At 57.5% G+C, this 20,421-nt stretch carries 18 protein-coding genes; 15 read left to right on the top strand and 3 right to left on the bottom strand.

Annotated elements, in window-relative coordinates:
• The 4 genes from lpxA to CR155_RS08675 are packed head-to-tail and all read left to right on the top strand — an operon-like array spanning window position 1 to window position 3,431.
• Window positions 1-795 carry an acyl-ACP--UDP-N-acetylglucosamine O-acyltransferase gene (gene lpxA / locus CR155_RS08660; RefSeq protein ID WP_102069620.1) on the top strand — a complete coding sequence of 265 codons (795 nt, stop codon included), beginning with the start codon at window positions 1-3 and terminating at the stop codon, window positions 793-795.
• Window positions 792-2,027 (top strand): lipid-A-disaccharide synthase, encoded by a 1,236-nt coding sequence (lpxB, locus tag CR155_RS08665; RefSeq protein ID WP_102069621.1) that lies wholly within the window; start codon window positions 792-794, stop codon window positions 2,025-2,027. Before lpxA ends, lpxB begins: the two co-directional genes overlap by 4 nt.
• Window positions 2,014-2,637 (top strand): ribonuclease HII, encoded by a 624-nt coding sequence (rnhB, locus tag CR155_RS08670; protein WP_102069622.1) that lies wholly within the window; start codon window positions 2,014-2,016, stop codon window positions 2,635-2,637. Before lpxB ends, rnhB begins: the two co-directional genes overlap by 14 nt.
• Window positions 2,634-3,431 carry a TrmH family RNA methyltransferase gene (locus CR155_RS08675; protein WP_102069623.1) on the top strand — a complete coding sequence of 266 codons (798 nt, stop codon included), beginning with the start codon at window positions 2,634-2,636 and terminating at the stop codon, window positions 3,429-3,431. Before rnhB ends, CR155_RS08675 begins: the two co-directional genes overlap by 4 nt.
• Before the next feature lie 275 nt (window positions 3,432-3,706).
• Here CR155_RS08675 and ppsR read toward each other — a convergent pair whose 3' ends face one another.
• Window positions 3,707-4,540 (bottom strand): posphoenolpyruvate synthetase regulatory kinase/phosphorylase PpsR, encoded by an 834-nt coding sequence (gene ppsR, locus CR155_RS08680; protein ID WP_102069624.1) that lies wholly within the window; start codon window positions 4,538-4,540, stop codon window positions 3,707-3,709.
• Window positions 4,541-4,715: 175 nt separating this feature from the next.
• Between ppsR and ppsA the strand changes: the two genes are divergently transcribed.
• Window positions 4,716-7,082 carry a phosphoenolpyruvate synthase gene (gene ppsA / locus CR155_RS08685; RefSeq protein WP_102069625.1) on the top strand — a complete coding sequence of 789 codons (2,367 nt, stop codon included), beginning with the start codon at window positions 4,716-4,718 and terminating at the stop codon, window positions 7,080-7,082.
• Between the two features lie 90 nt (window positions 7,083-7,172).
• On the opposite strand, the gene CR155_RS08690 is transcribed toward ppsA, so the two are convergent.
• Window positions 7,173-7,775, bottom strand: a complete 603-nt coding sequence (locus CR155_RS08690; RefSeq protein WP_102069626.1) for a TetR/AcrR family transcriptional regulator — start codon at window positions 7,773-7,775, stop codon at window positions 7,173-7,175.
• A 110-nt stretch (window positions 7,776-7,885) separates the two neighbouring features.
• Here CR155_RS08690 and CR155_RS08695 point away from each other — a divergent pair, with 110 nt between their 5' ends.
• Genes CR155_RS08695 through CR155_RS08715 form a run of 5 tightly spaced genes read left to right on the top strand, consistent with a single transcriptional unit; the run spans window position 7,886 to window position 15,724 of the window.
• Complete coding sequence (locus tag CR155_RS08695; RefSeq protein WP_102069627.1) at window positions 7,886-9,034, top strand: efflux RND transporter periplasmic adaptor subunit; 1,149 nt, start codon at window positions 7,886-7,888, stop codon at window positions 9,032-9,034.
• A 29-nt stretch (window positions 9,035-9,063) separates the two neighbouring features.
• Window positions 9,064-12,222 carry an efflux RND transporter permease subunit gene (locus tag CR155_RS08700; RefSeq protein ID WP_102069628.1) on the top strand — a complete coding sequence of 1,053 codons (3,159 nt, stop codon included), beginning with the start codon at window positions 9,064-9,066 and terminating at the stop codon, window positions 12,220-12,222.
• Between the two features lies 1 nt (window position 12,223).
• On the top strand, window positions 12,224-13,669 hold the full coding sequence (gene adeC, locus CR155_RS08705; RefSeq protein ID WP_102069629.1) for an AdeC/AdeK/OprM family multidrug efflux complex outer membrane factor: 1,446 nt from the start codon (window positions 12,224-12,226) through the stop codon (window positions 13,667-13,669).
• A 36-nt stretch (window positions 13,670-13,705) separates the two neighbouring features.
• Window positions 13,706-15,016, top strand: coding sequence for an NAD(P)/FAD-dependent oxidoreductase (locus tag CR155_RS08710; protein WP_102069630.1), 1,311 nt, complete (start codon window positions 13,706-13,708; stop codon window positions 15,014-15,016).
• 33 nt (window positions 15,017-15,049) lie between these two features.
• Entirely contained in the window at window positions 15,050-15,724 is a 675-nt protein-coding gene (locus tag CR155_RS08715; protein ID WP_233214054.1) for a methylated-DNA--[protein]-cysteine S-methyltransferase, read from the top strand.
• 25 nt (window positions 15,725-15,749) lie between these two features.
• Here the strand turns inward: CR155_RS08715 and smpB are convergent, their stop codons facing one another.
• Window positions 15,750-16,202: an SsrA-binding protein SmpB gene (smpB, locus tag CR155_RS08720; protein ID WP_102069631.1), complete on the bottom strand. Its 453-nt coding sequence runs from the start codon at window positions 16,200-16,202 to the stop codon at window positions 15,750-15,752.
• 57 nt (window positions 16,203-16,259) lie between these two features.
• On the opposite strand from smpB, the gene CR155_RS08725 reads away from it, so the two are divergent.
• The 5 genes from CR155_RS08725 to mmsB all read left to right on the top strand — a co-directional run bounded on the left by CR155_RS08725 (window position 16,260) and on the right by mmsB (window position 20,417).
• Entirely contained in the window at window positions 16,260-16,694 is a 435-nt protein-coding gene (locus tag CR155_RS08725; protein WP_102069632.1) for a type II toxin-antitoxin system RatA family toxin, read from the top strand.
• Window positions 16,694-17,056 (top strand): RnfH family protein, encoded by a 363-nt coding sequence (locus tag CR155_RS08730; protein WP_102069633.1) that lies wholly within the window; start codon window positions 16,694-16,696, stop codon window positions 17,054-17,056. The genes CR155_RS08725 and CR155_RS08730 overlap by 1 nt, the downstream gene beginning before the upstream one ends.
• A gap of 116 nt (window positions 17,057-17,172) precedes the next feature.
• Entirely contained in the window at window positions 17,173-18,327 is a 1,155-nt protein-coding gene (locus CR155_RS08735; protein WP_102069634.1) for an acyl-CoA dehydrogenase family protein, read from the top strand.
• Window positions 18,324-19,478: an enoyl-CoA hydratase/isomerase family protein gene (locus CR155_RS08740; RefSeq protein WP_102069635.1), complete on the top strand. Its 1,155-nt coding sequence runs from the start codon at window positions 18,324-18,326 to the stop codon at window positions 19,476-19,478. Before CR155_RS08735 ends, CR155_RS08740 begins: the two co-directional genes overlap by 4 nt.
• Window positions 19,479-19,532: 54 nt before the next feature.
• The gene (mmsB, locus tag CR155_RS08745; RefSeq protein ID WP_102069636.1) at window positions 19,533-20,417 is read left to right on the top strand and encodes a 3-hydroxyisobutyrate dehydrogenase; all 885 of its coding nucleotides are present in this window, start codon (window positions 19,533-19,535) and stop codon (window positions 20,415-20,417) included.
• Window positions 20,418-20,421: the final 4 nt, after the last annotated feature.

Here is a 20,421-nt window from a genome sequence, read left to right on the forward strand (position 1 = left end):
ATGCCCGGTCTGATACACCCCACGGCAGTAATCGCTGACGGAGCAGTCATTGCCAACAATGTCAGCATAGGCCCTTTCTGCGTCATCGGCGAACATGTATCGATAGGCGAGGGTACGGTAGTAGGCCCGCACTGCATGATAGACGGCCACACGACCATAGGCGTCAATAATAATTTCTACCGGTTCTGCTCGGTAGGCGGAATGCCGCAAGATAAGAAATACCGTGGCGAACCAACCCGGCTCGAAATAGGGAATGGCAATACGGTGCGCGAGTACGTCACCATCAATACCGGTACCGCGCAGGATGCCGGTGTTACGCGCATTCTGGATGATAACTGGATCATGGCGTATGCGCATATCGCGCACGATTGCCAGATCGCTAACCATACCGTCATTGCCAATGGCGTGCAGCTTGGCGGGCACGTGCATATCGGCAACTGGGCAATCCTTGGAGGCCTCTGCGCCGTCCATCAATTTGTACGCATCGGCGACCACACCATGATAGGTGGCACCAGCACCATGCGCCAGGATACACCGCCTTATCTCATCGGTGCGGGCGATCCGTTTCGTCCGGTAGGCATCAATTCTGAAGGGCTTAGCCGGCGCAACTATACGCCAGAGGCCATTGCTGCCCTGAAAGAAGCCTACAAGCTGCTTTATCGTCGCAATCTGAAACTCGACGAAGCATGCGAAAAAATGCGCGTCTTGCAGCAGGAAAGACCATTGGCCCATGACGCACTCCAAGTCATGATTGATTTCCTCGCGGCATCGACCCGCGGTATCGCGCGTTCATGACGTTGCGCGTCGGCATGGTAGCGGGAGAGCCATCGGGCGATCTCCTCGCTGCCAGGGCGATTCGGGGCATTATGCAGCACGCTCCCGACGCCCGGTGCGAAGGGATAGGCGGCCCTGCCATGAGCAGGCAGGGTTTCGACGCATGGCACCCCATGGATGCGTTGTCGGTCTTTGGGTATGTGGATGCAATCAAGCGACTGCCCAGCCTGCTTTCGACCTATTCCAATGTAAGGCGGCGCTGGCAATCTCAAACGCCGGACGTATTCGTCGGTATTGACGCGCCAGACTTCAATCTGCGCCTCGAACTCCAATTGAGACGCGCCGGAGTACCAACTGTTCATTTCGTCGGACCGTCCATCTGGGCGTGGCGCTACGAACGTGTCCACAAGATACGCGAAGCAGTGTCCCACATGCTTGTGCTGTTTCCGTTCGAAGAGGAAATCTACCAGAAAGAGAACATACCGGTGACCTACGTCGGACACCCCTTGGCCGAGCTTATTCCCATGGACCCCGACCGTGACGCGGCGCGCCGCTACTTGAAGATGGACACCGGCGCGCGCGTTCTTGCATTAATGCCAGGAAGCCGAACCTCCGAGATCAAGCTGCTTGGGCCTCGCTTCCTTCAGGCTGCGCAATTGTTGACTCAGGAAGACCCGTCGCTGCTCGTGCTGGTGCCCATGGTCAACGCACAGCGCCGACAAGAGTTCGAGGTCTTGCTTCGCGACTATCCCGTGCCGAATTGCCGTATCATTGAGCAGGCGGCGGGTGCCACGACAGCCTTTTCCTCGGCCATGCCTACACACGACAACGATGCCTTTTTCGACGCACGCCCGGCAGCATGGAATGTCATGCAGGCTGCCGACGCTGTCCTGGTTGCCAGCGGAACCGCGACGCTCGAAGCAGCCCTGTTCAAGCGACCCATGGTCATCTCCTATGTGCTTTCGCCCATGATGAAACGTCTTATGACCTGGAAATCAGGACAGGCGAGGCCTTATGTTCCATGGGTAGGCCTGCCCAACGTACTGGCCCGTGATTTCGTCGTCCCCGAGCTGTTGCAGGAAGATGCTACGCCACAGGCGCTCGCTGACGCCACCTGGAAGGCTCTCACTGATACACCCTATGCACAGCAGGTGGTTCGGCGGTTCCGTGCCATCCACGAATCGTTGTGGCGCGACACGCCCACCCTGGCTGCCAACGTCATACTCGAGCAGGCGCGGCATGCTCAAAACTGATCTTTTCTTCTCCAACCTGCCGGCGGCCATGCGCGTGGCGGGAATTGATGAAGCGGGTCGAGGTCCATTGGCGGGGCCGGTATATGCCGCTGCGGTCATACTCGACCCTGCGCGGCCCATCATGGGTCTGGATGACTCGAAAAAGCTGACTCCCCAGCGGCGCGAAGAACTTGCCCTCGAAATACGCAGTGACGCGCTGGCATGGTGTATCGCCAGCGCCACGGTGGAAGAGATCGACCGCCTGAATATCCTCCAGGCCACCATGCTGGCGATGCGACGCGCCTGCGAAGGCCTTGTCATCATGCCGGACTTGGCGCTGGTTGACGGCAATTGCCTGCCGCGCGGACTTGCCTGCCTGGCCGAAGCGGTCATAAAGGGAGATGCAACCGTTGCATCGATTTCAGCAGCATCGATACTGGCCAAGACGGCACGCGACGCAGACTGCCTGGCGCTGCATGCTGTTTATCCCGACTACGCCTTCGACCAGCATAAAGGCTATGGCACCGCCTTGCATCTTGTTCGTCTGGAAAGCCATGGTCCTTGTCCCGCGCACCGACGCAGTTTTTCGCCAGTCAGGCGTCTCTTGCCTGGATATTACGACTCGCCATGAAGCACATCAGTTCCCGCGATAATCCCGCCTACAAGCGCGTGTTGCGACTGGCTTGCGGCAAGCGCGATGAGACAGACGATGGCGGGCCGTCCGGCCACCATGCGGTGCTCGAAGGCATACATCTTTGCCAGTCATGGCTGCAGCATGCAGGCAGCCCGCAACTGGCACTGTTCGACAGCGACCGCCTTCAACATAATGATGAAGTCGCGAAACTGGCGCAGTCGGTTGATGCACGGCTATGCCTGTCCTGTGAGCCCCGCCTTATGAAATCGCTGTCCCAGGTCGAGCATGGGCAAGGCGTCTGCTTTGTGGTGGCCGTACCTTTGCGCAGCCTGCCAGCGCGCATAGACCATAACAGCATCTGGCTGGATCGCATTCAGGACCCCGGCAACGTCGGAACACTGTTGCGCACGGCGGCAGCCGCAGACATACGCAACGCCTACCTATCGCAAGGCTGCGCATCGGCGTGGTCGCCCAAGGTATTGCGTAGCGGCCAAGGTGCACATTTTGTAATGTCCATCCATGAACACGTGGATTTGCGACATGCACAAGAACGCGTCACCGTGCCGCTGATCGCCACGGCACTTGAAAACGCGACGTCGCTTTATCAGAGCCCCTTGCCACCGACAGCCGCCTGGCTGCTCGGCAACGAAGGGCAGGGCATCGATCCCGCCTTGCTGGCGCTGGCCGACAGGCGAGTGTTCATCCCGCAAGCCGAAAACGTCGAATCCCTGAACGTAGCCGTCGCAGCAGGCATCTGCCTGTTTGAACACCGCCGCCAGCACACCCGCTGATCCTAATATATTCGAACGCCGCTCAGTGGCAGGAATCCATCTCAATGCATCAGAAGGCCCGGCAGGCGGGCCTTCTGATGCGAGCGTGTTCACTCTTTCTCATCACCAAAATCAGCGGCAAAAACGCCAAGCACCCAACTCCACCCTGGTACGTCTCGTCAATTCCAACGGCGTATAAGAAAGCAGAGTCACGGATAAGAAAGCAGAGTCAGGTCTCAGGAAATAGAATGCATGCAAAGAGCGCTGCCCGTCACTTATGACCAGCAGGCGGCACGTCAATAAATCCGCCTATCCAATCCCACTTCATCCAGCACCTTGGTGGAGATCTCCTCGATCGACTTCGTCGTGGTCGACAGCCAGGGGATGTTTTCCATTCGCATCAGGCGCTCTGCTTCGGCGACCTCATGGCGGCATTGCTTGATCGATGCATACTGGCTGTTAGGCCGACGTTCGTGACGAACCTCGGCCAGACGGGCTGGCTGTATGGACAAGCCAAACAGTTTCTTCCTGAACGGGACCAGCGTGGCTGGCAGCATCCCTCTGTCGAAATCCTCGGGAATCAACGGAAAGTTTGCAGCCTTCACCGCATACTGCATCGCCAGGTACAGGCTCGTCGGTGTTTTACCGCAGCGGGACACACCCACTAGAATCACGTCTGCCTGCTCGAGGCCATGAATAAACTGGCCGTCATCGTGGGCCAGGCTGAAATTGATGGCTTCGATACGATTGTTATATTGCTTGGACAGTCCTCCCATATGGGACCGGCCAACTGAATGGCTGGACTTTACACCCAACGCCGTTTCGATATGCTGGACAAAAGTACCGAACAAATCGAGAAAAGTGCAGTTTGCCGACTGGATCTTAAGCGCTATTTGCGGATCGACCAGGGTACTGAAGACCAATGGCGGCGCGTTTTGCTCTTCGGCGCAGCGATTGATGCGCAGCGCCGCCGAGTTGGCTTTTTCTATGGTGTCCAGGAAAGGGATGCGTATGGCCTCGAATTTTATCTGTTCGAATTGGGACAGCACCGAATTGCTGAAGGTTTCGGCGGTAATGCCGGTGCTGTCAGAGACAACAAATACCGTACGCTCGATAATGGGAGTGGTCATGTAAGTTGATGCAGAAGATGCCGGAAACGGTACAATCGCAAGATTAACAGTCGCCCAACCAGCAGGCAAGGCTGGTTTGCTTAATGCGTAGCCCCTACATGCTCTCAAAAGACATGTCATGCGAGTGTTGCGCAATAAGCAAACAAGCTTTCTTCTATAGTTCAAAGGTGACTTTATGTCTTATGTTGTATCTTTCGAGCAGCTCCGCATGACGGACGTCGACTCGGTGGGGGGTAAAAATTCATCGCTCGGTGAAATGATCAGTCAACTGTCAGAGGCGGGTGTCCGCGTACCGGGCGGCTTCGCCACGACGGCCGACGCTTTCCGCGATTTCCTTAAGTCCACGAAACTTGACCAGCGCATTGCAGACCGGCTACTCACGCTCGATTCCGAAGACGTGCGCGAGCTCGCCAATGCCGGCGCGGAAATCCGTCAGTGGATCATCGACACGCCATTTCCCGCTGACTTCGAGCAATCGATCCGCGGTGCGTTTGCCAAGCTGGACGCCGACGGCAAGGGCTCGTTCGCCGTGCGTTCGTCCGCCACGGCGGAAGACCTCCCTGATGCATCCTTCGCCGGGCAGCAGGAAACCTACCTGAACGTCGTTGGAATCGACGAGGTCCTGGAAAAGATTCGCCATGTATTCGCATCACTGTATAACGATCGCGCCATCTCCTATCGGGTGCATAAAGGCTACGCCCATGCCGATGTCGCCCTGTCGGCTGGTATCCAGCGCATGGTCCGTTCCGATCGGGGCGCCGCAGGCGTCATGTTCACGCTCGATACCGAATCGGGATTCAAGGACGTCGTGTTCATCACCTCGTCCTACGGGCTTGGTGAAACCGTGGTGCAGGGTGCCGTCAATCCCGATGAATTTTATGTCTTCAAGCCCACACTCGACTCGGGACACTATCCCATCATCAGCCGTCGCATCGGGTCCAAGCTATTGAAAATGGAGTTTGATCCCCAGCGTTCGAACGGGCACGCCGTTCGAACCGTCGATGTTCCCGTATCCGAACGAAATCGTTATTCCCTGACCGATGATGAAGTCATCGAGCTCGCGCGCTATGCCGTGATCATCGAAAAGCATTATCAACGGCCGATGGACATCGAATGGGGCAAGGACGGTATTGACGGCAAACTGTACATCTTGCAAGCCCGGCCCGAGACGGTGAAGTCCCAGATGGGCCACCACGACGTTCAAGAACGCTATCGCCTGAAGGCAACTGGCGAAGTCCTCATCACGGGCCGTGCCATCGGTCAGAAGATCGGCTCCGGCCAGGTACGTGTCGTCGGCGATATTTCCCAGATGGATCAGGTCAAGCGGGGTGACATCCTCGTTACCGACATGACCGATCCCAACTGGGAGCCTGTCATGAAGCTGGCCTCGGCCATCGTCACCAATCGCGGAGGACGCACCTGCCACGCGGCCATCATTGCCCGTGAACTGGGCATTCCGGCCGTTGTTGGCTGCGCGAACGCCACCGACGTGCTTAGCGACGGAAGGGAGGTTACGGTATCGTGCGCGGAAGGCGACGAGGGGCGTATCTACGATGGTCTGATCGAAACGGAGATCGAAGAAGTCCGTTGGGGCGAAATGCCCGACATCGGTCTCAAGATCATGATGAACGTCGGCAATCCGCAGCTGGCCTTCGATTTCTCGCAGATTCCCAACCACGGTGTAGGACTGGCTCGCCTCGAGTTCATCATCAACAACAATATCAATGTGCATCCCAAGGCGGTGCTCGATTATCCGAATGTGGATGCCGAGCTCAAGAAAGCCGTAGAGTCGGCGGCTCGCGGTTATGCAAGTCCCAGAGCTTTCTTTGTCGAGAAGCTCGCCGAAGGCATCAGCACACTGGCTGCCGCCTTCTATCCGAAACCCGTCATCGTGCGCCTCTCCGATTTCAAATCGAATGAATACCGCAAACTGGTGGGCGGCTCGCGCTACGAGCCCGAGGAAGAAAACCCGATGTTGGGCTTCCGCGGCGCGTCGCGCTATGTATCGGCAGAGTTCGAAGAGTGCTTCAGGATGGAATGCGAAGCGCTCAAGAAGGTTCGGGACGACATGGGCCTGACCAATGTCGAGATCATGGTGCCTTTCGTGCGCACCTTGCCCCAGGCAGCCAAGGTTGTAGACCTGCTTGCCAAGAACGGTTTGGCGCGCGGCGAAAATGGTCTGCGATTGATCATGATGTGCGAAGTGCCTTCCAATGCGATCCTGGCTGACGAGTTCCTGCAATATTTCGACGGCTTTTCCATTGGCTCCAACGATATGACACAGCTCACACTGGGTCTGGATCGCGATTCCGGCCTGGAGTTGCTGGCTGCCGACTTCGATGAACGCGATGAGGCGGTCAAATTTATGCTCAGGCGCGCCATCAAGGCATGCCTGGCCGCAGGAAAATACGTAGGCATCTGCGGTCAAGGCCCCAGCGATCATCCAGACCTTGCGCAGTGGCTGCGCGATGAAGGCATCTTGTCGATGTCCCTGAATCCGGATACCGTAGTCGATACGTGGCAGCGCCTCGCCAACGAGTAATGATGGACAGCGTCCTGGCGCAAGATTTACCCGGACGCCGCAGCGACACTATGCGTCACCACACCGCCCAGTAAGGAATCCTTGGAGACTTTATTGGGCGGTTCCGTACAGACGCAGGAAAATATCCACAATGCAGCCTGCCTTGCGTTCCAGTTCCTTGTCGTCCATCACACGACCGGCTCCCAAGAGATTGCGTATCAGTTCTGATTCGCACAGGCTGCGCAGCAGCATTGCCATCTGGTCCGGATCGCTATTATGCAAATTCCCTTTATTCACCTCATTGCGCAAGACCTTGGCGATCTCGATCCAGACGCTATGGGTTCCCAATTCATAGAACTGGCGTCCGATGTCGGATGTACCGCCTACCGAAATGGCCACACGCAATATTTCGATAGGTTCCGAGGAACCGATGAGCTTAAGCAGCGATACGACAAAGCGGTGCAACTGGGTGGGGAAATTATCAGATTCCAGCAATAATTGCAGGACTTCCTGTGCGTACTTGTCACCGGAATGCAGCATAGCAGCAAGCAGCAACTCCTCTTTAGACGAAAAATAGTTGTACAGCGTCGCCTTCGAGCCGCCAACCCGGGCCGCAATCTGTGACATGGACGCCGCGTCAAAGCCGACTTCGCGAAAAACATCCAGGGCCACGGACATAATGGCCGCGCGTCTGGCTTCACTTTTCGTTCTCATCTCATTCTCATAATTTTGTACCAACCCGTACAGTTTTGCTTGACACCGCTATTTTGTCAAGCGTAAGATGACCGTACCGTACGGTTAATACATTCACTTTATGAGTTTCTATGACGCCACATGCACGCCAGCCGTTCATCCAAACCTTATCAGCGTTAGCGGGCGTGCTCGTTCTGGCGGGATGCAGCCAACCAACCGCTCAAAGCGGACCGCCTCCGACGCCCGAAGTCAGCGTAGTAACGATAGCCACCCAGCCCATCTCATTAACCACCGAGCTCGCCGGCCGCACCAGTGCATTCATGGTGTCCGAAGTCCGCCCGCAGGTGGGCGGTATCGTCAAGAACCGGTCATTCAAGGAAGGGAGCGATGTCAAAGCGGGGGAGACCTTGTACGAGATCGATTCCGCGAGCTACAAGGCCAGTCACAACAGTGCCAAAGCAGCGCTTACCAAGGCCCAGGCCAACCTGAAAGTCGCAGGGCTGACTGCCGGGCGCTATAAAAAACTCGTCAAGATCAACGCAGTAAGCAAGCAAGACAACGATCGGGCCGCCGCCGAACTTCTTCAGGCGCAAGCCGATGTCGCGTCTGCGAAGGCGGCTCTTGAGATGGCATCCATCAATCTTGGTTATACCCGTGTCACGGCGCCGATTTCCGGTCGTATCGGCCAATCGAGCATCACGCCGGGCGCTTTACTTTCAGCCAATCAAGCCAGCCCGTTGGCGACTATCCAGCAACTTGATCCTATCTATGTGGACGTCACGCAGTCCAGCATCGAACTGATGCGCTTGCGCCGTGCGCTGGACTCCGGGTCCTTATCGGCCTCGACTGAAGCACGGGCCAATGTCCGGCTCATCCTTGAGGACGGCATGGAATACGGCCATCCCGGCGAGCTGCAGTTCTCGGACGTCAGTGTCAATCCCGGTACAGGCATGGTCACCCTGCGTGCCGTATTTCCCAATCCAGGGCAGCAGTTGCTGCCTGGAATGTATGTGCGCGCCATCCTCGAAGAGGGAGTTCGCGACCAGGCCATATTGGTTCCGCAGCAAGGTGTGACCCGGGATTCAAAAGGTAATGCCACCGCGCTTCTCGTCAATGTCGACAGCAAGGTCGAAAGCCGAGCGTTGACGGCGACGCGTACTGTTGGCGACCAATGGCTTGTCGATACAGGCATCGCTGCTGGCGAGCGGGTGATTGTGGAAGGGGTGCAGAAAGTACGCCCGGGCGCACTGGTCCGGGCAGTTGAAATCACTGCCGGTTGAACCCGACTCACACCTGGAATACATCGACCATGTCACGATTTTTCATTGATCGCCCGATCTTCGCCTGGGTAATTGCCCTGGTGATCATGCTTGCGGGCGGATTATCCATCCTTGGCTTGCCCGTCGCGCAATATCCAAGCATTGCTCCACCTCAAGTCACCATTGCTGCAACTTACCCTGGCGCGTCGGCCCAAACGTTGCAAGATACGGTCACGCAGGTCATCGAGCAGCAAATGAAGGGTATTGACGGCATGGACTACATGTCGTCGACCAGTGACTCGTCGGGCCGCATGACGATCACTGTTACGTTCGCAGCAGGTACGGATCCCGATATTGCGCAGGTACAAGTGCAGAACAAGCTGTCAATAGCCACACCCATGCTGCCGCAAGAGGTACAGCGCCAGGGGGTTATCGTCACGAAATCGACCGCCAACTTCCTGATGGTGGTCGGCCTGATCTCCGAAGATGGAAGTATGACCGCCACCGACTTGGGCGACTATGCGGTCGCCAACCTGCGCGATCCCATGAGCCGGGTTGAAGGTGTGGGCGAGTTGGAAGTCTTCGGCAGCCAATATGCCATGCGCGTGTGGCTCGATCCCAACAAGCTGTATAGCTACAATCTGGTGCCGGGCGACGTCGTCAGTGCCATACAGGCGCAGAACGCCCAGGTTTCAGTCGGGCAGCTGGGCGCAACGCCCTCGGTTCCAGGCCAGCAGATCAATGCCACTATCACCTCCCAATCCTTGCTACAGACTCCGGAGCAGTTTGGTGAAATACTGCTGCGCACCACACCCGATGGCGCGGCGGTACGGCTACGCGATGTGGCGCGCCTGGAAATGGGCAGCGAGACCTACAACGTTGTAGCGCGCTACAACGGACTGCCGGCCGCCGGGATGGGTTTTAAACTGGCCACCGGGGCGAATGCGCTCGACACGGCAGAAGCCATCAAGGCACAGGTCAGCGAGTTGGAGAAAAACTTTCCCGCCAGCATGAAATCGGTGATCGCCTTCGACACGACGCCTTTCGTGGAAGTGTCGATCTCAGGCGTCGTGTCTACGCTGATCGAGGCGGTCATCCTGGTATTCCTGGTTATGTACCTGTTCTTGCAGAATTTCAGGGCAACGATCATTCCCACGATTGCGGTTCCTGTGGTCTTGCTGGGTACCTTTGGTATTCTTGCCGCTTTCGGCTTCTCTATCAATACCTTGACCTTGTTCGGCGTGGTGCTGGCAATTGGCCTGCTGGTCGACGATGCCATCGTCGTGGTTGAGAACGTTGAACGCCTGATGACGGAAGAAGGCTTGTCGCCGAAAGAGGCAACGCGCAAGTCCATGGACCAGATTACCGGGGCTCTGGTGGGTATCGGTCTGGTGATTTCGGCCGTCCTGGTGCCAATGGCCTTCTTTGGCGGTTCCACCGGTGTGATCTATCGTCAGTTCTCGATCATCATTGTCTCGGCCATGGGGCTGTCCGTGCTGGTCGCCATTGTGCTGACGCCGGCTCTCTGCGCAACCATGCTCAAACCAGTTGCCAAGGGCGAACACGCTCCCCGGGGCCGTTTCTTTACCTGGTTCAATCGCAATTTTGATCGCGGCACCCAGAAATACCATTCCTGGGTCGGGCATATGATTGCCCGCAGCACCCGTTATCTGCTGATTTATCTGGCGCTGGTGATCGTCGCCGTCTTGCTGTTTATCAGGATGCCTACGTCTTTCCTGCCGGACGAGGACCAGGGCGTGCTCTTTACCCAGGTCCTGTTGCCGGCCGGTGCAACCCAGGAGCGCACGCTGGCCTCGCTCGACAAGATGGAAGCCCATTTCCTGGCTAATGAAAAAGATAATGTCGAGTCCGTTTTCACCGTGGGAGGGTTCAGCTTTGCCGGCGCCGGCCAGAACGCGGGCCTGGGGTTCATCAAGCTGAATGACTGGAGCGCGCGCCCTGGTGCGGAAAATGGCGTTGCGGCGATTGCCGAACGCGCGTCGGCCGTCCTGTCGGAGATTAAAGACGGCATGATATTCGCGTTTGCTCCGCCCGCCGTACTCGAGCTGGGCAATGCCAAGGGCTTCGATATGTATCTGCAGGACCGTGCCGGAATGGGACATGAAAAGCTGACAGAGGCCCGCAATCAATTGCTGGGCCTGGCCGCCCAAAATTCCGATCTGATCGCCGTGCGCCCCAACGGGCAGGATGACACACCGCAGTATCGCATCGAGATCGACCAAGCCAAGGCAGGCGCTTTGGGACTGAGCATGGGTCAAGTCAACAGTACGCTTTCCAGTGCATGGGGCGGTGCCTATGTGAACGATTTCATCGACAAAGGGCGCGTCAAGAAGGTTTATGTGCAGTCCGAAGCCGACTTCCGCATGGTGCCCGAGGACCTGCAGAAATGGTACGCACGCAATGCGTCGGGCCAGATGGTTCCCTTTTCGGCCTTTGCAACGGCACATTGGGAGTACGGTTCGCCTCGCTTGGAGCGATACAACGGTATCCCAGCAGTGCAGATTCAGGGCGAACCGGCACCGGGCGTAAGCTCAGGCGACGCCATGGCGGCGATGGAAGAAATTGCAGCGCAATTGCCAGCTGGTTTCGGTATTGAATGGACAGGACTGTCGTATCAGGAACGCATGTCCGGCTCCCAAGCGCCGGCCTTGTACGCCATTTCCTTGCTCGTGGTCTTTCTGTGTCTGGCCGCCTTGTATGAAAGCTGGTCCATTCCAGTCGCCGTCATGTTGGTTGTGCCCCTGGGGGTACTCGGGGCTCTCCTGGCCGCCAACGGGCGGGGAATGTCCAACGACGTGTACTTCCAGGTCGGCCTGCTGGTAACCATAGGGCTGGCTGCGAAGAACGCCATCATGATTGTCGAGTTTGCACAGGGCCTCATGGACGAAGGCATGGGCCTGATTGAGGCAGCATTGGAGGCAGCAAGGTTGCGCTTGCGGCCTATTCTGATGACATCCATCGCATTCGGACTAGGGGTAATGCCCTTGGCCATCAAGACAGGTGCCGGTTCGGGCAGCCAGAATGCCATCGGTACCGGAGTGCTTGGCGGAACCATTGCGGCAACCGTTCTTGGTATTTTCTTTATCCCTGTGTTCTTCGTGGTGGTGCGCCGGCTGTTCTCGTCAAAGAAGAAGGCCGATCAACCTTTGTCCGACTCCACGGCAACGCCCTCCGAGCAGAAGATCTGACATGAAATATTTATCTTTGACATCAATCGCCGCAGCGATGCTGCTGGCTGGCTGCACAAGCATGGCGCCCAGCTATCAACAGCCAAGCGCAGCGGTGGGCGCAGAATGGCCCACCGGCGCTGCATATGGTAAAGAGGGCGGGGAAGCCGCGCCCGGGGCTCCTCTGGCCGCCGACATCGCCTGGCAGCTGTTCATAGTCGATGCCGACCTGCGCACGATTGTTTCCATGGCGCTCGAGAATAATCGCGATCTACGGGTGGCGGCCTTGAATATCGATCGTGCACGAGCGCAGTATCAAATCCGGCGTGCCGACAGCTTTCCCTCTATAGGAATGTCTGGCTCCGGCACAAGCCAGCGCTTGCCCGCTGATCTTTCCGTTACGGACGAGGCAGGGATAAGCCGTCAATATAGCGCAGGCGTAGGCATGAGCGCATATGAACTAGACCTGTTTGGCCGCGTGCGCAGCCTGAAGGACGAGGCCTTGCAGCGTTACCTCGCCACGCAGGAGGCGCGCAATGCCGTCCAGCTGTCGCTGGTCGCCGAGCTGGCCAATGCTTACCTTACCCTTGGTGCGGACCAGGAGCGTTTGCAGCTTGCCCAACAGACGTTAAGAAACCAGCAAGATGCCTATGCCCTGATCCGACGCAGCCACGAACTGGGCGTCGCCTCGATGCTGGACCTTCGACAGGCGCAAACCGTAGTCGAATCAGCCCGCGTGGACGTAGCTCGCTTTACCAGCCAAATCGCGCAGGACAAGAACGCATTGGTTCTGCTGGTGGGTGGAGACGTTCCCGACGAATTGCTGCCGACGTCACAACACGACGACAAGATGACCCTGGCGCAGTTAAATGCAGGTATCCCTTCCCAGGTCTTGCAACGGCGCCCTGACGTCGTCGAGGCGGAACGCCTGCTGCAGGCGGCCAATGCCACGATCGGTGCGGCACGAGCGGCATTTTTTCCTAGAATCAGCCTGACCGCCTCGGCTGGAACCACCAGTAGCGCTCTGTCCGGTCTGTTCGATGGCGGTTCTGGATTCTGGAGCTTCGTGCCTCAGATCAATATACCCATATTCGAGGGCGGACGAAATCGCGCCAACCTGAAGATGTCCGAAGTGGATCGCGACATCGCGCTTGCCCAGTACGACAAAGCGATACAGACCGCGTTCCGGGACGTGGCAGACGGTCTGGCCGAGCGCGGCACTCTGGACGAGCGGCTCAGCGCTCAAACGGCTTTGGTCGACGCATCGGCGGATAATCATGTGCTTTCCAACGCGCGCTTCAGAAGCGGCGTGGACAGTTATCTTAATGTGCTGGACGCCCAACGCGGCCTTTACGCGGCCCAGCAAGACCTGATAACTTTACGATTGACCAGGAACAGCAATCACGTAGCGCTGTACAAGGCCCTGGGAGGTGGATGGAATTCAGTACCCAGCGTAGCCGTTCCTTAGTATCCTGTGCAGGTCTATCGTGGGCAAAGGAAAAAAATGACGCACACAGAAGCACACCGGGTCGTGATCATTGGCGGTGGCGCCGGTGGCCTCGAGTTGGCAGCCAAGCTGGGTCAGAAGTTTGGGCCGCAACACGTATTTCTGGTTGACAAGGCGGGTGACCATATTTGGAAGCCTTCCTTGCACGAGGTTGCTGCCGGCACACTGGACATACATCGCGAAGGCCTCTCCTACTTCATGCTGGCCAAGGATAAAGGTTTTACCTTCATATTCGGCGAGGTAGCCCATATCGATCGGGAAGCCAGAAGAATACTGCTCGAACCGGTGTTCTCCGACCAGCAGATCGAAATATTTCCGGCGCGCACGTTGCCATTCGACACACTGGTCTTGGCGGTGGGCAGCAAATCGAATTTCTTCGGAACCCCGGGCGCCGCTGAATTCGCGATCGCCCTTGATTCAACGGAAGAAGCCGAGCGGTTCCGGCTCCGCCTGTTGCATCAGCTTGTCACCGCGAATCAGAAGAAATCCGATCACGCCAGCTACCAACTCAATATCGGAATCGTCGGCGGGGGTGCCACGGGGGTGGAACTCGCCGCTGAACTCCGCGAAGCATGCGCCGATGCGGTTTTCTATGGGCTCAACAGCCTCGATCCTCAGGAAGACATACAAATAACGTTGCTTGAAGGCGCCGATCGAATTTTGTCAGCACTGTCGCCCAAGATGTCCGCCGCGGCCCAGCAACTGCTGACCGACCGTGGAATTTCGGTAAAGACATCGGTACGAGTAGCCCGCATCGAGGCGGACGCCTTGTACGATTCCAACGATGTGCGATATCCTGTGGATCTGTGTGTATGGGCTGCGGGTATAGAGGCTCCTGCGTTTCTGACACTTTTGGGGCTGCCGACAAATCGCATCAATCAACTTGTCGTGGATGGTGGCTTGCGCAGCAGCGACCCTTCAGTCTTTGCCATGGGCGACTGCGCCCAGGTGCCCTGGGGGGAGCAGGGACAATTTCTGCCGGCCAAGGCGCAGGTGGCCCACCAGCAAGCTGTCTTTTTGCTGCCCATCATGGCTGAACGCATTCAAGGCAAGGAAGTGCAGGCACGCCAATTTCAGTTTCGGGACTACGGATCGCTCGTTTCCGTGGGCCACACCCGTGGCGTCGGCAGTCTCATGGGTGTGCTCACGGGAAAGAACTGGTTCGTACAAGGGCTTCTGGCCAGAATGATGTATATGAGCCTGCACCTCATGCATCATTTTGCCATACTCGGTTTTCTCCGGACGACTTCTCTGGCGCTGGGACGCCTGTTGATGAAACGGGGCAGGCCGCGGGTCAAGTTGCATTAGAAATGACGTGTCTTTATTTGCGAAGAGAAGGCCATGAGGTTTAACGCGCAGATGCCGTCGCCGCTAGGCAACATGCTGCTGTCTTCCAATGGTAGCCACCTGACTGGGGCCTATTTCATCGGTCAGAGCGACTGTCCGTCGCTCGCCGGCGCCACCTTATCCTCACGCCAACATGGGGGCCCCTCAGACGGATTGATGGCCGGGCTGCCCATCAAGAATTTCAGAGTCCGCCGGGTCGACCAGACTGATCTCTTTGCCAGCGTCATGCCACCTGAATGTGGATTCGATATTTCCGCGCTGGAACCAGGCCGACAGGTCTCGAGCCTTACGGTGCAACCCGACACCCCCGACCGCGTGCAGGCGCTTTTCGAACAGGTTCAGCAAGAGCTCAACGACTACTTTGCGGGCCGACGCCAGTCGTTCACCGTGGCACTGCATATCGAAGGGTCAGAGTTCCAGCAGCGAGTATGGCAGGCCTTGCGCGAAATCCCTTATGGGGAATCGGCAACCTACGGCGACGTTGCGCGCGCGGCAGGCCTAACGCCGCAACACAGCCGCCCGGTAGGTACGGCGGTAGGGCGCAACCCTCTCTCCATCATTATTCCCTGCCACCGCGTGTTGGGCGCAGGCAGCATCCTTACGGGCTATACCGGCGGACTCGAGCGCAAGCTATTGCTCTTGCAACGGGAGGGCTTCACATTGGGGTGATCAGCAGCTGAGCCGCATATGGTCATCAGGCGCGCGTGTCGTGCTTCATGATGCGCTGTTTTTCGCGTTCCCAGTCTTTGTCGCGCGCAACATCGCGTTTATCGTGCAGCTTTTTGCCTCGACCCAGTCCAAAATCCAGCTTGATCCGGCCATTCTTGTAATGCAGGTTAAGCGGTATCAATGTAAAACCGCGCTGCTCAACTTTACCGATAAGCTTGCTGATCTCTTCGGCATGCAACAACAATTTGCGCGTGCGCGTCGCGTTAGGATGGATGTGGGTGGAAGCAGTTGGCAATGGGCTTATATGCATGCCGATGATCCATAATGCTCCGTCACGAACAATGACGTAGCTTTCCTTGAGCTGTACATGACCCGCACGTATGGCTTTTACCTCCCAGCCTTCCAGCACGAGTCCCGCCTCGTAGCGGTCTTCAATAAAGTAATCGTGCGCGGCTTTACGGTTGTCGACAATGCTCATGAATCAATTCGGTTGTAGGCTGTAAAATCAGTACATTCTATCCATTAACTACTTTCAATGCATAAAGTCCAGCGATCCGTCCTCGTTCCCTATAGTCGTTCGCAAATGTTCGACCTCGTCGCCGATGTGGCCAGGTATCCGGAATTCATGCCGTGGTGTGGGGGCACGGTAGTACACAAGAACACTGACAAGGAAATGGAAGCATCCATTACCATTAGTATCGCCGGTATAAAACAAACATTCACCACACGTAACCAGCATGACTACCCACGCCTTATCACCTTTCATCTGGTGAATGGGCCTTTTTCCGCCCTGACGGGAAACTGGGAGTTCCACGCATTGGACGACAAAGCCTGCAAGGTGGTATATGTCATGGAGTACGCGTTTTCCAGCCGGACGCTCGAAGCGGTAGTCGGGCCTATTTTCAACCGCATTGCCAGCAGCTTCATCGACTCGTTCACTCAGCGCGCGCAGGCCATCTACGGTGACTAATGACCGACTTGAATAGCTTCTCGATACAGGTTGTGTACGCCCAGCCCGATTCCGTCTGGGACGTGACCGTACGGCTGTGGCCCGGGGCCACTGCCGCCCAGGCTCTTGAAGCCAGTCATTTCGCCAGCGACTTTCCCAATTACCCCGGTGCGGCCGTATTGATGGGCATATACGGTCAGGTATGCACTCCCGAGCATGTCCTGGTCGACGGCGACCGCCTGGAAATCTACCGGCCGCTAACGTTTGACCCTACCGAATCCCGGCAGCGCCGGGCCTTGCACCGCCAGGCTTTCATGACAAAATCAAAACATCGGCCCAAACGGCGCAAGGCAAAGGCGGCAGCCGGTATCCTGGATCCCTGAAAAGGCAGATTGTCATGCACATGACATAAAAGCGAACAATAAGGCGCTAAGGTAGGCACCACAAAAACAAGCGCGCGGCAAGCCAGGAATAAGCCGCCATTCAGGAGACAGGCAATATGGAATTTCAACTCAGCGATGAACAGCAGGCATTTGCCCAGGCGGCACGGGATTTTGCCGTTGGCGAGCTCCAGCCGCATGCGGCCCGTTGGGATGCCGAGGGCATCTTTCCCCGGGAAACCTTCGAAAGAGCCGGGGCAATGGGATTTTGCGGCATTTATGCTCCCGAGTCGATCGGCGGATTGGGGCTGCCCCGCCTGGATGCCTCGCTCGTGTTCGAAGAAATGGCCGCCTACGACCCCTCCACCACGGCCTTCCTGACCATCCATAACATGGCGACATGGATGATCGGGTCGTGGGCTACCGAGCCCGTGCGCAAGGCCTGGGGGCCGTCGCTGGCCGCTGGCCAGAAGCTCGGGTCCTACTGCCTGACTGAACCGGGTGCCGGGTCAGACGCCGCCTCGCTGTCCACCAGGGCGGAAAAACGCGGAAGCGCATACTTCCTCAACGGTGCCAAGGCATTCATATCCGGCGCCGGAGACACCGACCTGCTGGTCGTCATGGCCCGCACGGGGGTCGCCGGCGCGCAAGGCATTTCGGCTTTCGTGGTCCCGGCCGACACCCCTGGGGTCAGCTATGGGCGGAAAGAGGACAAAATGGGCTGGAACAGCCAGTCCACCCGTCCGGTGGTCTTTGAAAATGCCGAGATTCCGGCTGAGAACCTATTGGGCCACGAAGGCGAGGGTTTCAAGTTTGCCATGAAGGGCCTGGACGGCGGCCGTATCAACATCGCAGCTTGCTCGGTGGGTGCCGCGCAAGGGGCTTACGAAGCGGCGCGACGCTATATGAGCGAGCGCAAGCAATTTGGCCGTGAGTTGGCCAGCTTTCAAGCCTTGCAGTTCAAGCTGGCCGATATGCTGACCAACATTGTCGCTTCGCGGCAGATGGTGCGCCTGGCCGCCGCAAAACTGGATGAAGGCGACCAGCAGGCGTCCACCTATTGTGCAATGGCAAAACGCCTCGCCACCGATTTATGCTTCCATGTGTGCCTGGATGCTCAGCAGATCCACGGTGGCTATGGCTACCTCAAGGATTACCCGTTGGAGCGACTGGTACGCGACACCCGCGTCCATCAGATCCTTGAAGGAACCAACGAAATAATGCGCGTAATCATCGCGCGCCAGATACTGGACAAAGGAGCCGATATCCGATGAACTCCCCCTTGTTGTTCCAGGTGATCGAAACTGCCGCCACGACCAAGGTGGGTATCGCCACACTCAATACGCCGCAAACGCTTAATGGCCTGTCGCTCGAAATGTGCGAACTGTTGGCGACACAGCTTGGGGATTGGCAAGCCGACGAATCCATCGCAATGGTCATCCTTAAAGGCGCGGGAGACCGCGCATTCTGCGCCGGCGGAGACTTGCATGGGCTGTACAGGTCAATGCAGGAGAACGTCGGGAGACTGGCCTGGGACAATGTCTACGCGCGTCACTTCTTTGATACCGAATACCGGCTCGATTATCAAATACATACCTACTCCAAACCCGTGCTTTGCTGGGGTAGCGGCATTGTCATGGGAGGTGGCGTGGGCCTGATGATGGGTGCCAGCCACCGGGTCGTCACCGAAACCACACGGTTCGCGATGCCCGAGATAACCATCGGCTTGTATCCCGATGTCGGCGGTTCGTGGATGCTTGCGCGGCTTCCTGGCGGTACCGGCTTGTTCCTGGCGCTGACGGGCGCCCAATTAGGCCATAGCGATTGCCGCTACCTGGGCCTTGCCGATTACACCCTCGACTCCGGCCAGTGGGACGAACTGGTCCGTCAAATCCAAGCTGCAAGCTGGTCTGTAGCCGACAGTGAGAATCACGTCCTGCTAGAACGCCTGTTGCGCGGAATGCAATCCGCTGCGGGCGCAGAACCAGGACCTCTGGAAAAAAGCCACGCGCTTATCAGAAAGGCCTGCGATGGTAAAGATTTCGACGCCATCTGCTCAAATATTGCATCCTTCAGCGATAACGCAGATCCGTGGTTGAAGCGCGCCGCCACGACGTTCATGGCCGGGTCGCCAGGTTCGGCCCGTCTGTGCTTTGCATTGTTGGATCGAGTACGCCTCCATTCACTGGCCGATGTGTTCCGGGACGAATACATCGTGTCGTTGCACTGCGGTGTCGAAGGCGACTTCCAGGAAGGCATACGTGCTCTCCTCATTGACAAGGACAAGCAGCCCAGGTGGAATCCGGCCACACTCGCGCAAGCCACCGACGCCTGGGTACAGCGTTTCTTCCAGCCACCATGGCCAGAGTCCATCGGCCATCCGCTGGCCGACCTGGGTGAAGAACGGACTAGCGGGAAAATCTGAACCAACAATGTGCCTTCGGCATGACATCAATCGACAAGAACTAGGAGACAAACAATGAGTCGCATCGCTTTTATTGGTCTGGGTCATATGGGTGGCCCAATGGCCCTGAATTTGCTTAAAGCGGGCCATGATCTGGCCGTTTTCGACCTGGTGCCGGCGGCCATCAAGACACTGGTCGACGCCGGTGCAACGGAAGCGGATTCCGCACAAACGGCGGTCGAAAATGCAGAAGTGGTTGTCTCCATGTTGCCGGCCAGCAAGCATGTCGAGGGCTTGTACCTGGGTGAAACCGGACTTCTGAAATACGTCTCGAACAACACCCTGGTTCTGGAGTGCAGTACCATTGCACCCGAGTCCGCCCGCAAGGTTGCGCAGGCCGCACACGAGTGCAATGTACGCATGATTGACGCGCCGGTTTCGGGTGGCACGGGTGGCGCCGTGGCTGGAACACTGACATTCATCGTCGGCGGCGACGCCGACGATCTGGAAGCAGCCCGGCCTTATCTTGAGAAAATGGGCAAGAACATATTCCATGCAGGAGCCGCCGGTGCAGGACAGGTGGCTAAAATTTGCAATAATATGTTGCTTGGCATACTGATGGCAGGAACGTCGGAAGCCCTTGCGCTCGGTGTAAAGAACGGACTGGACCCCAAGGTACTGTCCGACATCATTGCGAAAAGCTCGGGCCGTAACTGGGCCACAGAGCTTTACAACCCATGGCCGGGAGTCATGGAGCATGCGCCCGCCTCCAAAGGCTATGCGGGCGGTTTCGGGGTTGATCTCATGCTGAAAGACCTTGGTCTGGCCGCCGAGGCCGCATTGACTACCCGTGCGTCGGTGCCGCTGGGCGAGCTGGCGCGCAACCTGTATTCCATGCACAGTGCTCAGGGCAACGGGGCACAGGATTTCTCCAGCATCCTGAATCTATTCAAGAAGTAGGGCG

This window comes from Pollutimonas nitritireducens (assembly GCF_002849615.1).
GTDB lineage: Bacteria > Pseudomonadota > Gammaproteobacteria > Burkholderiales > Burkholderiaceae_B > Pollutimonas > Pollutimonas nitritireducens.

Bases quoted from the DNA above. Each gene is read 5' to 3' on its own strand.
- mmsB (WP_102069636.1), top strand. From the start codon at position 19,533: ATGAGTCGCATCGCTTTTATTGGTCTGGGTCATATGGGTGGCCCAATG.
- CR155_RS08715 (WP_233214054.1), top strand. From the start codon at position 15,050: ATGAGGTTTAACGCGCAGATGCCGTCGCCGCTAGGCAACATGCTGCTG.
- smpB (WP_102069631.1), bottom strand. From the start codon at position 16,202: ATGAGCATTGTCGACAACCGTAAAGCCGCGCACGATTACTTTATTGAA.
- ppsR (WP_102069624.1), bottom strand. From the start codon at position 4,540: ATGACCACTCCCATTATCGAGCGTACGGTATTTGTTGTCTCTGACAGC.
- ppsA (WP_102069625.1), top strand. From the start codon at position 4,716: ATGTCTTATGTTGTATCTTTCGAGCAGCTCCGCATGACGGACGTCGAC.
- CR155_RS08725 (WP_102069632.1), top strand. From the start codon at position 16,260: ATGCATAAAGTCCAGCGATCCGTCCTCGTTCCCTATAGTCGTTCGCAA.
- CR155_RS08675 (WP_102069623.1), top strand. From the start codon at position 2,634: ATGAAGCACATCAGTTCCCGCGATAATCCCGCCTACAAGCGCGTGTTG.
- rnhB (WP_102069622.1), top strand. From the start codon at position 2,014: ATGCTCAAAACTGATCTTTTCTTCTCCAACCTGCCGGCGGCCATGCGC.
- CR155_RS08700 (WP_102069628.1), top strand. From the start codon at position 9,064: ATGTCACGATTTTTCATTGATCGCCCGATCTTCGCCTGGGTAATTGCC.
- CR155_RS08735 (WP_102069634.1), top strand. From the start codon at position 17,173: ATGGAATTTCAACTCAGCGATGAACAGCAGGCATTTGCCCAGGCGGCA.
- CR155_RS08730 (WP_102069633.1), top strand. From the start codon at position 16,694: ATGACCGACTTGAATAGCTTCTCGATACAGGTTGTGTACGCCCAGCCC.
- CR155_RS08740 (WP_102069635.1), top strand. From the start codon at position 18,324: ATGAACTCCCCCTTGTTGTTCCAGGTGATCGAAACTGCCGCCACGACC.
- adeC (WP_102069629.1), top strand. From the start codon at position 12,224: ATGAAATATTTATCTTTGACATCAATCGCCGCAGCGATGCTGCTGGCT.
- lpxA (WP_102069620.1), top strand. From the start codon at position 1: ATGCCCGGTCTGATACACCCCACGGCAGTAATCGCTGACGGAGCAGTC.
- CR155_RS08690 (WP_102069626.1), bottom strand. From the start codon at position 7,775: ATGAGAACGAAAAGTGAAGCCAGACGCGCGGCCATTATGTCCGTGGCC.
- CR155_RS08695 (WP_102069627.1), top strand. From the start codon at position 7,886: ATGACGCCACATGCACGCCAGCCGTTCATCCAAACCTTATCAGCGTTA.
- lpxB (WP_102069621.1), top strand. From the start codon at position 792: ATGACGTTGCGCGTCGGCATGGTAGCGGGAGAGCCATCGGGCGATCTC.
- CR155_RS08710 (WP_102069630.1), top strand. From the start codon at position 13,706: ATGACGCACACAGAAGCACACCGGGTCGTGATCATTGGCGGTGGCGCC.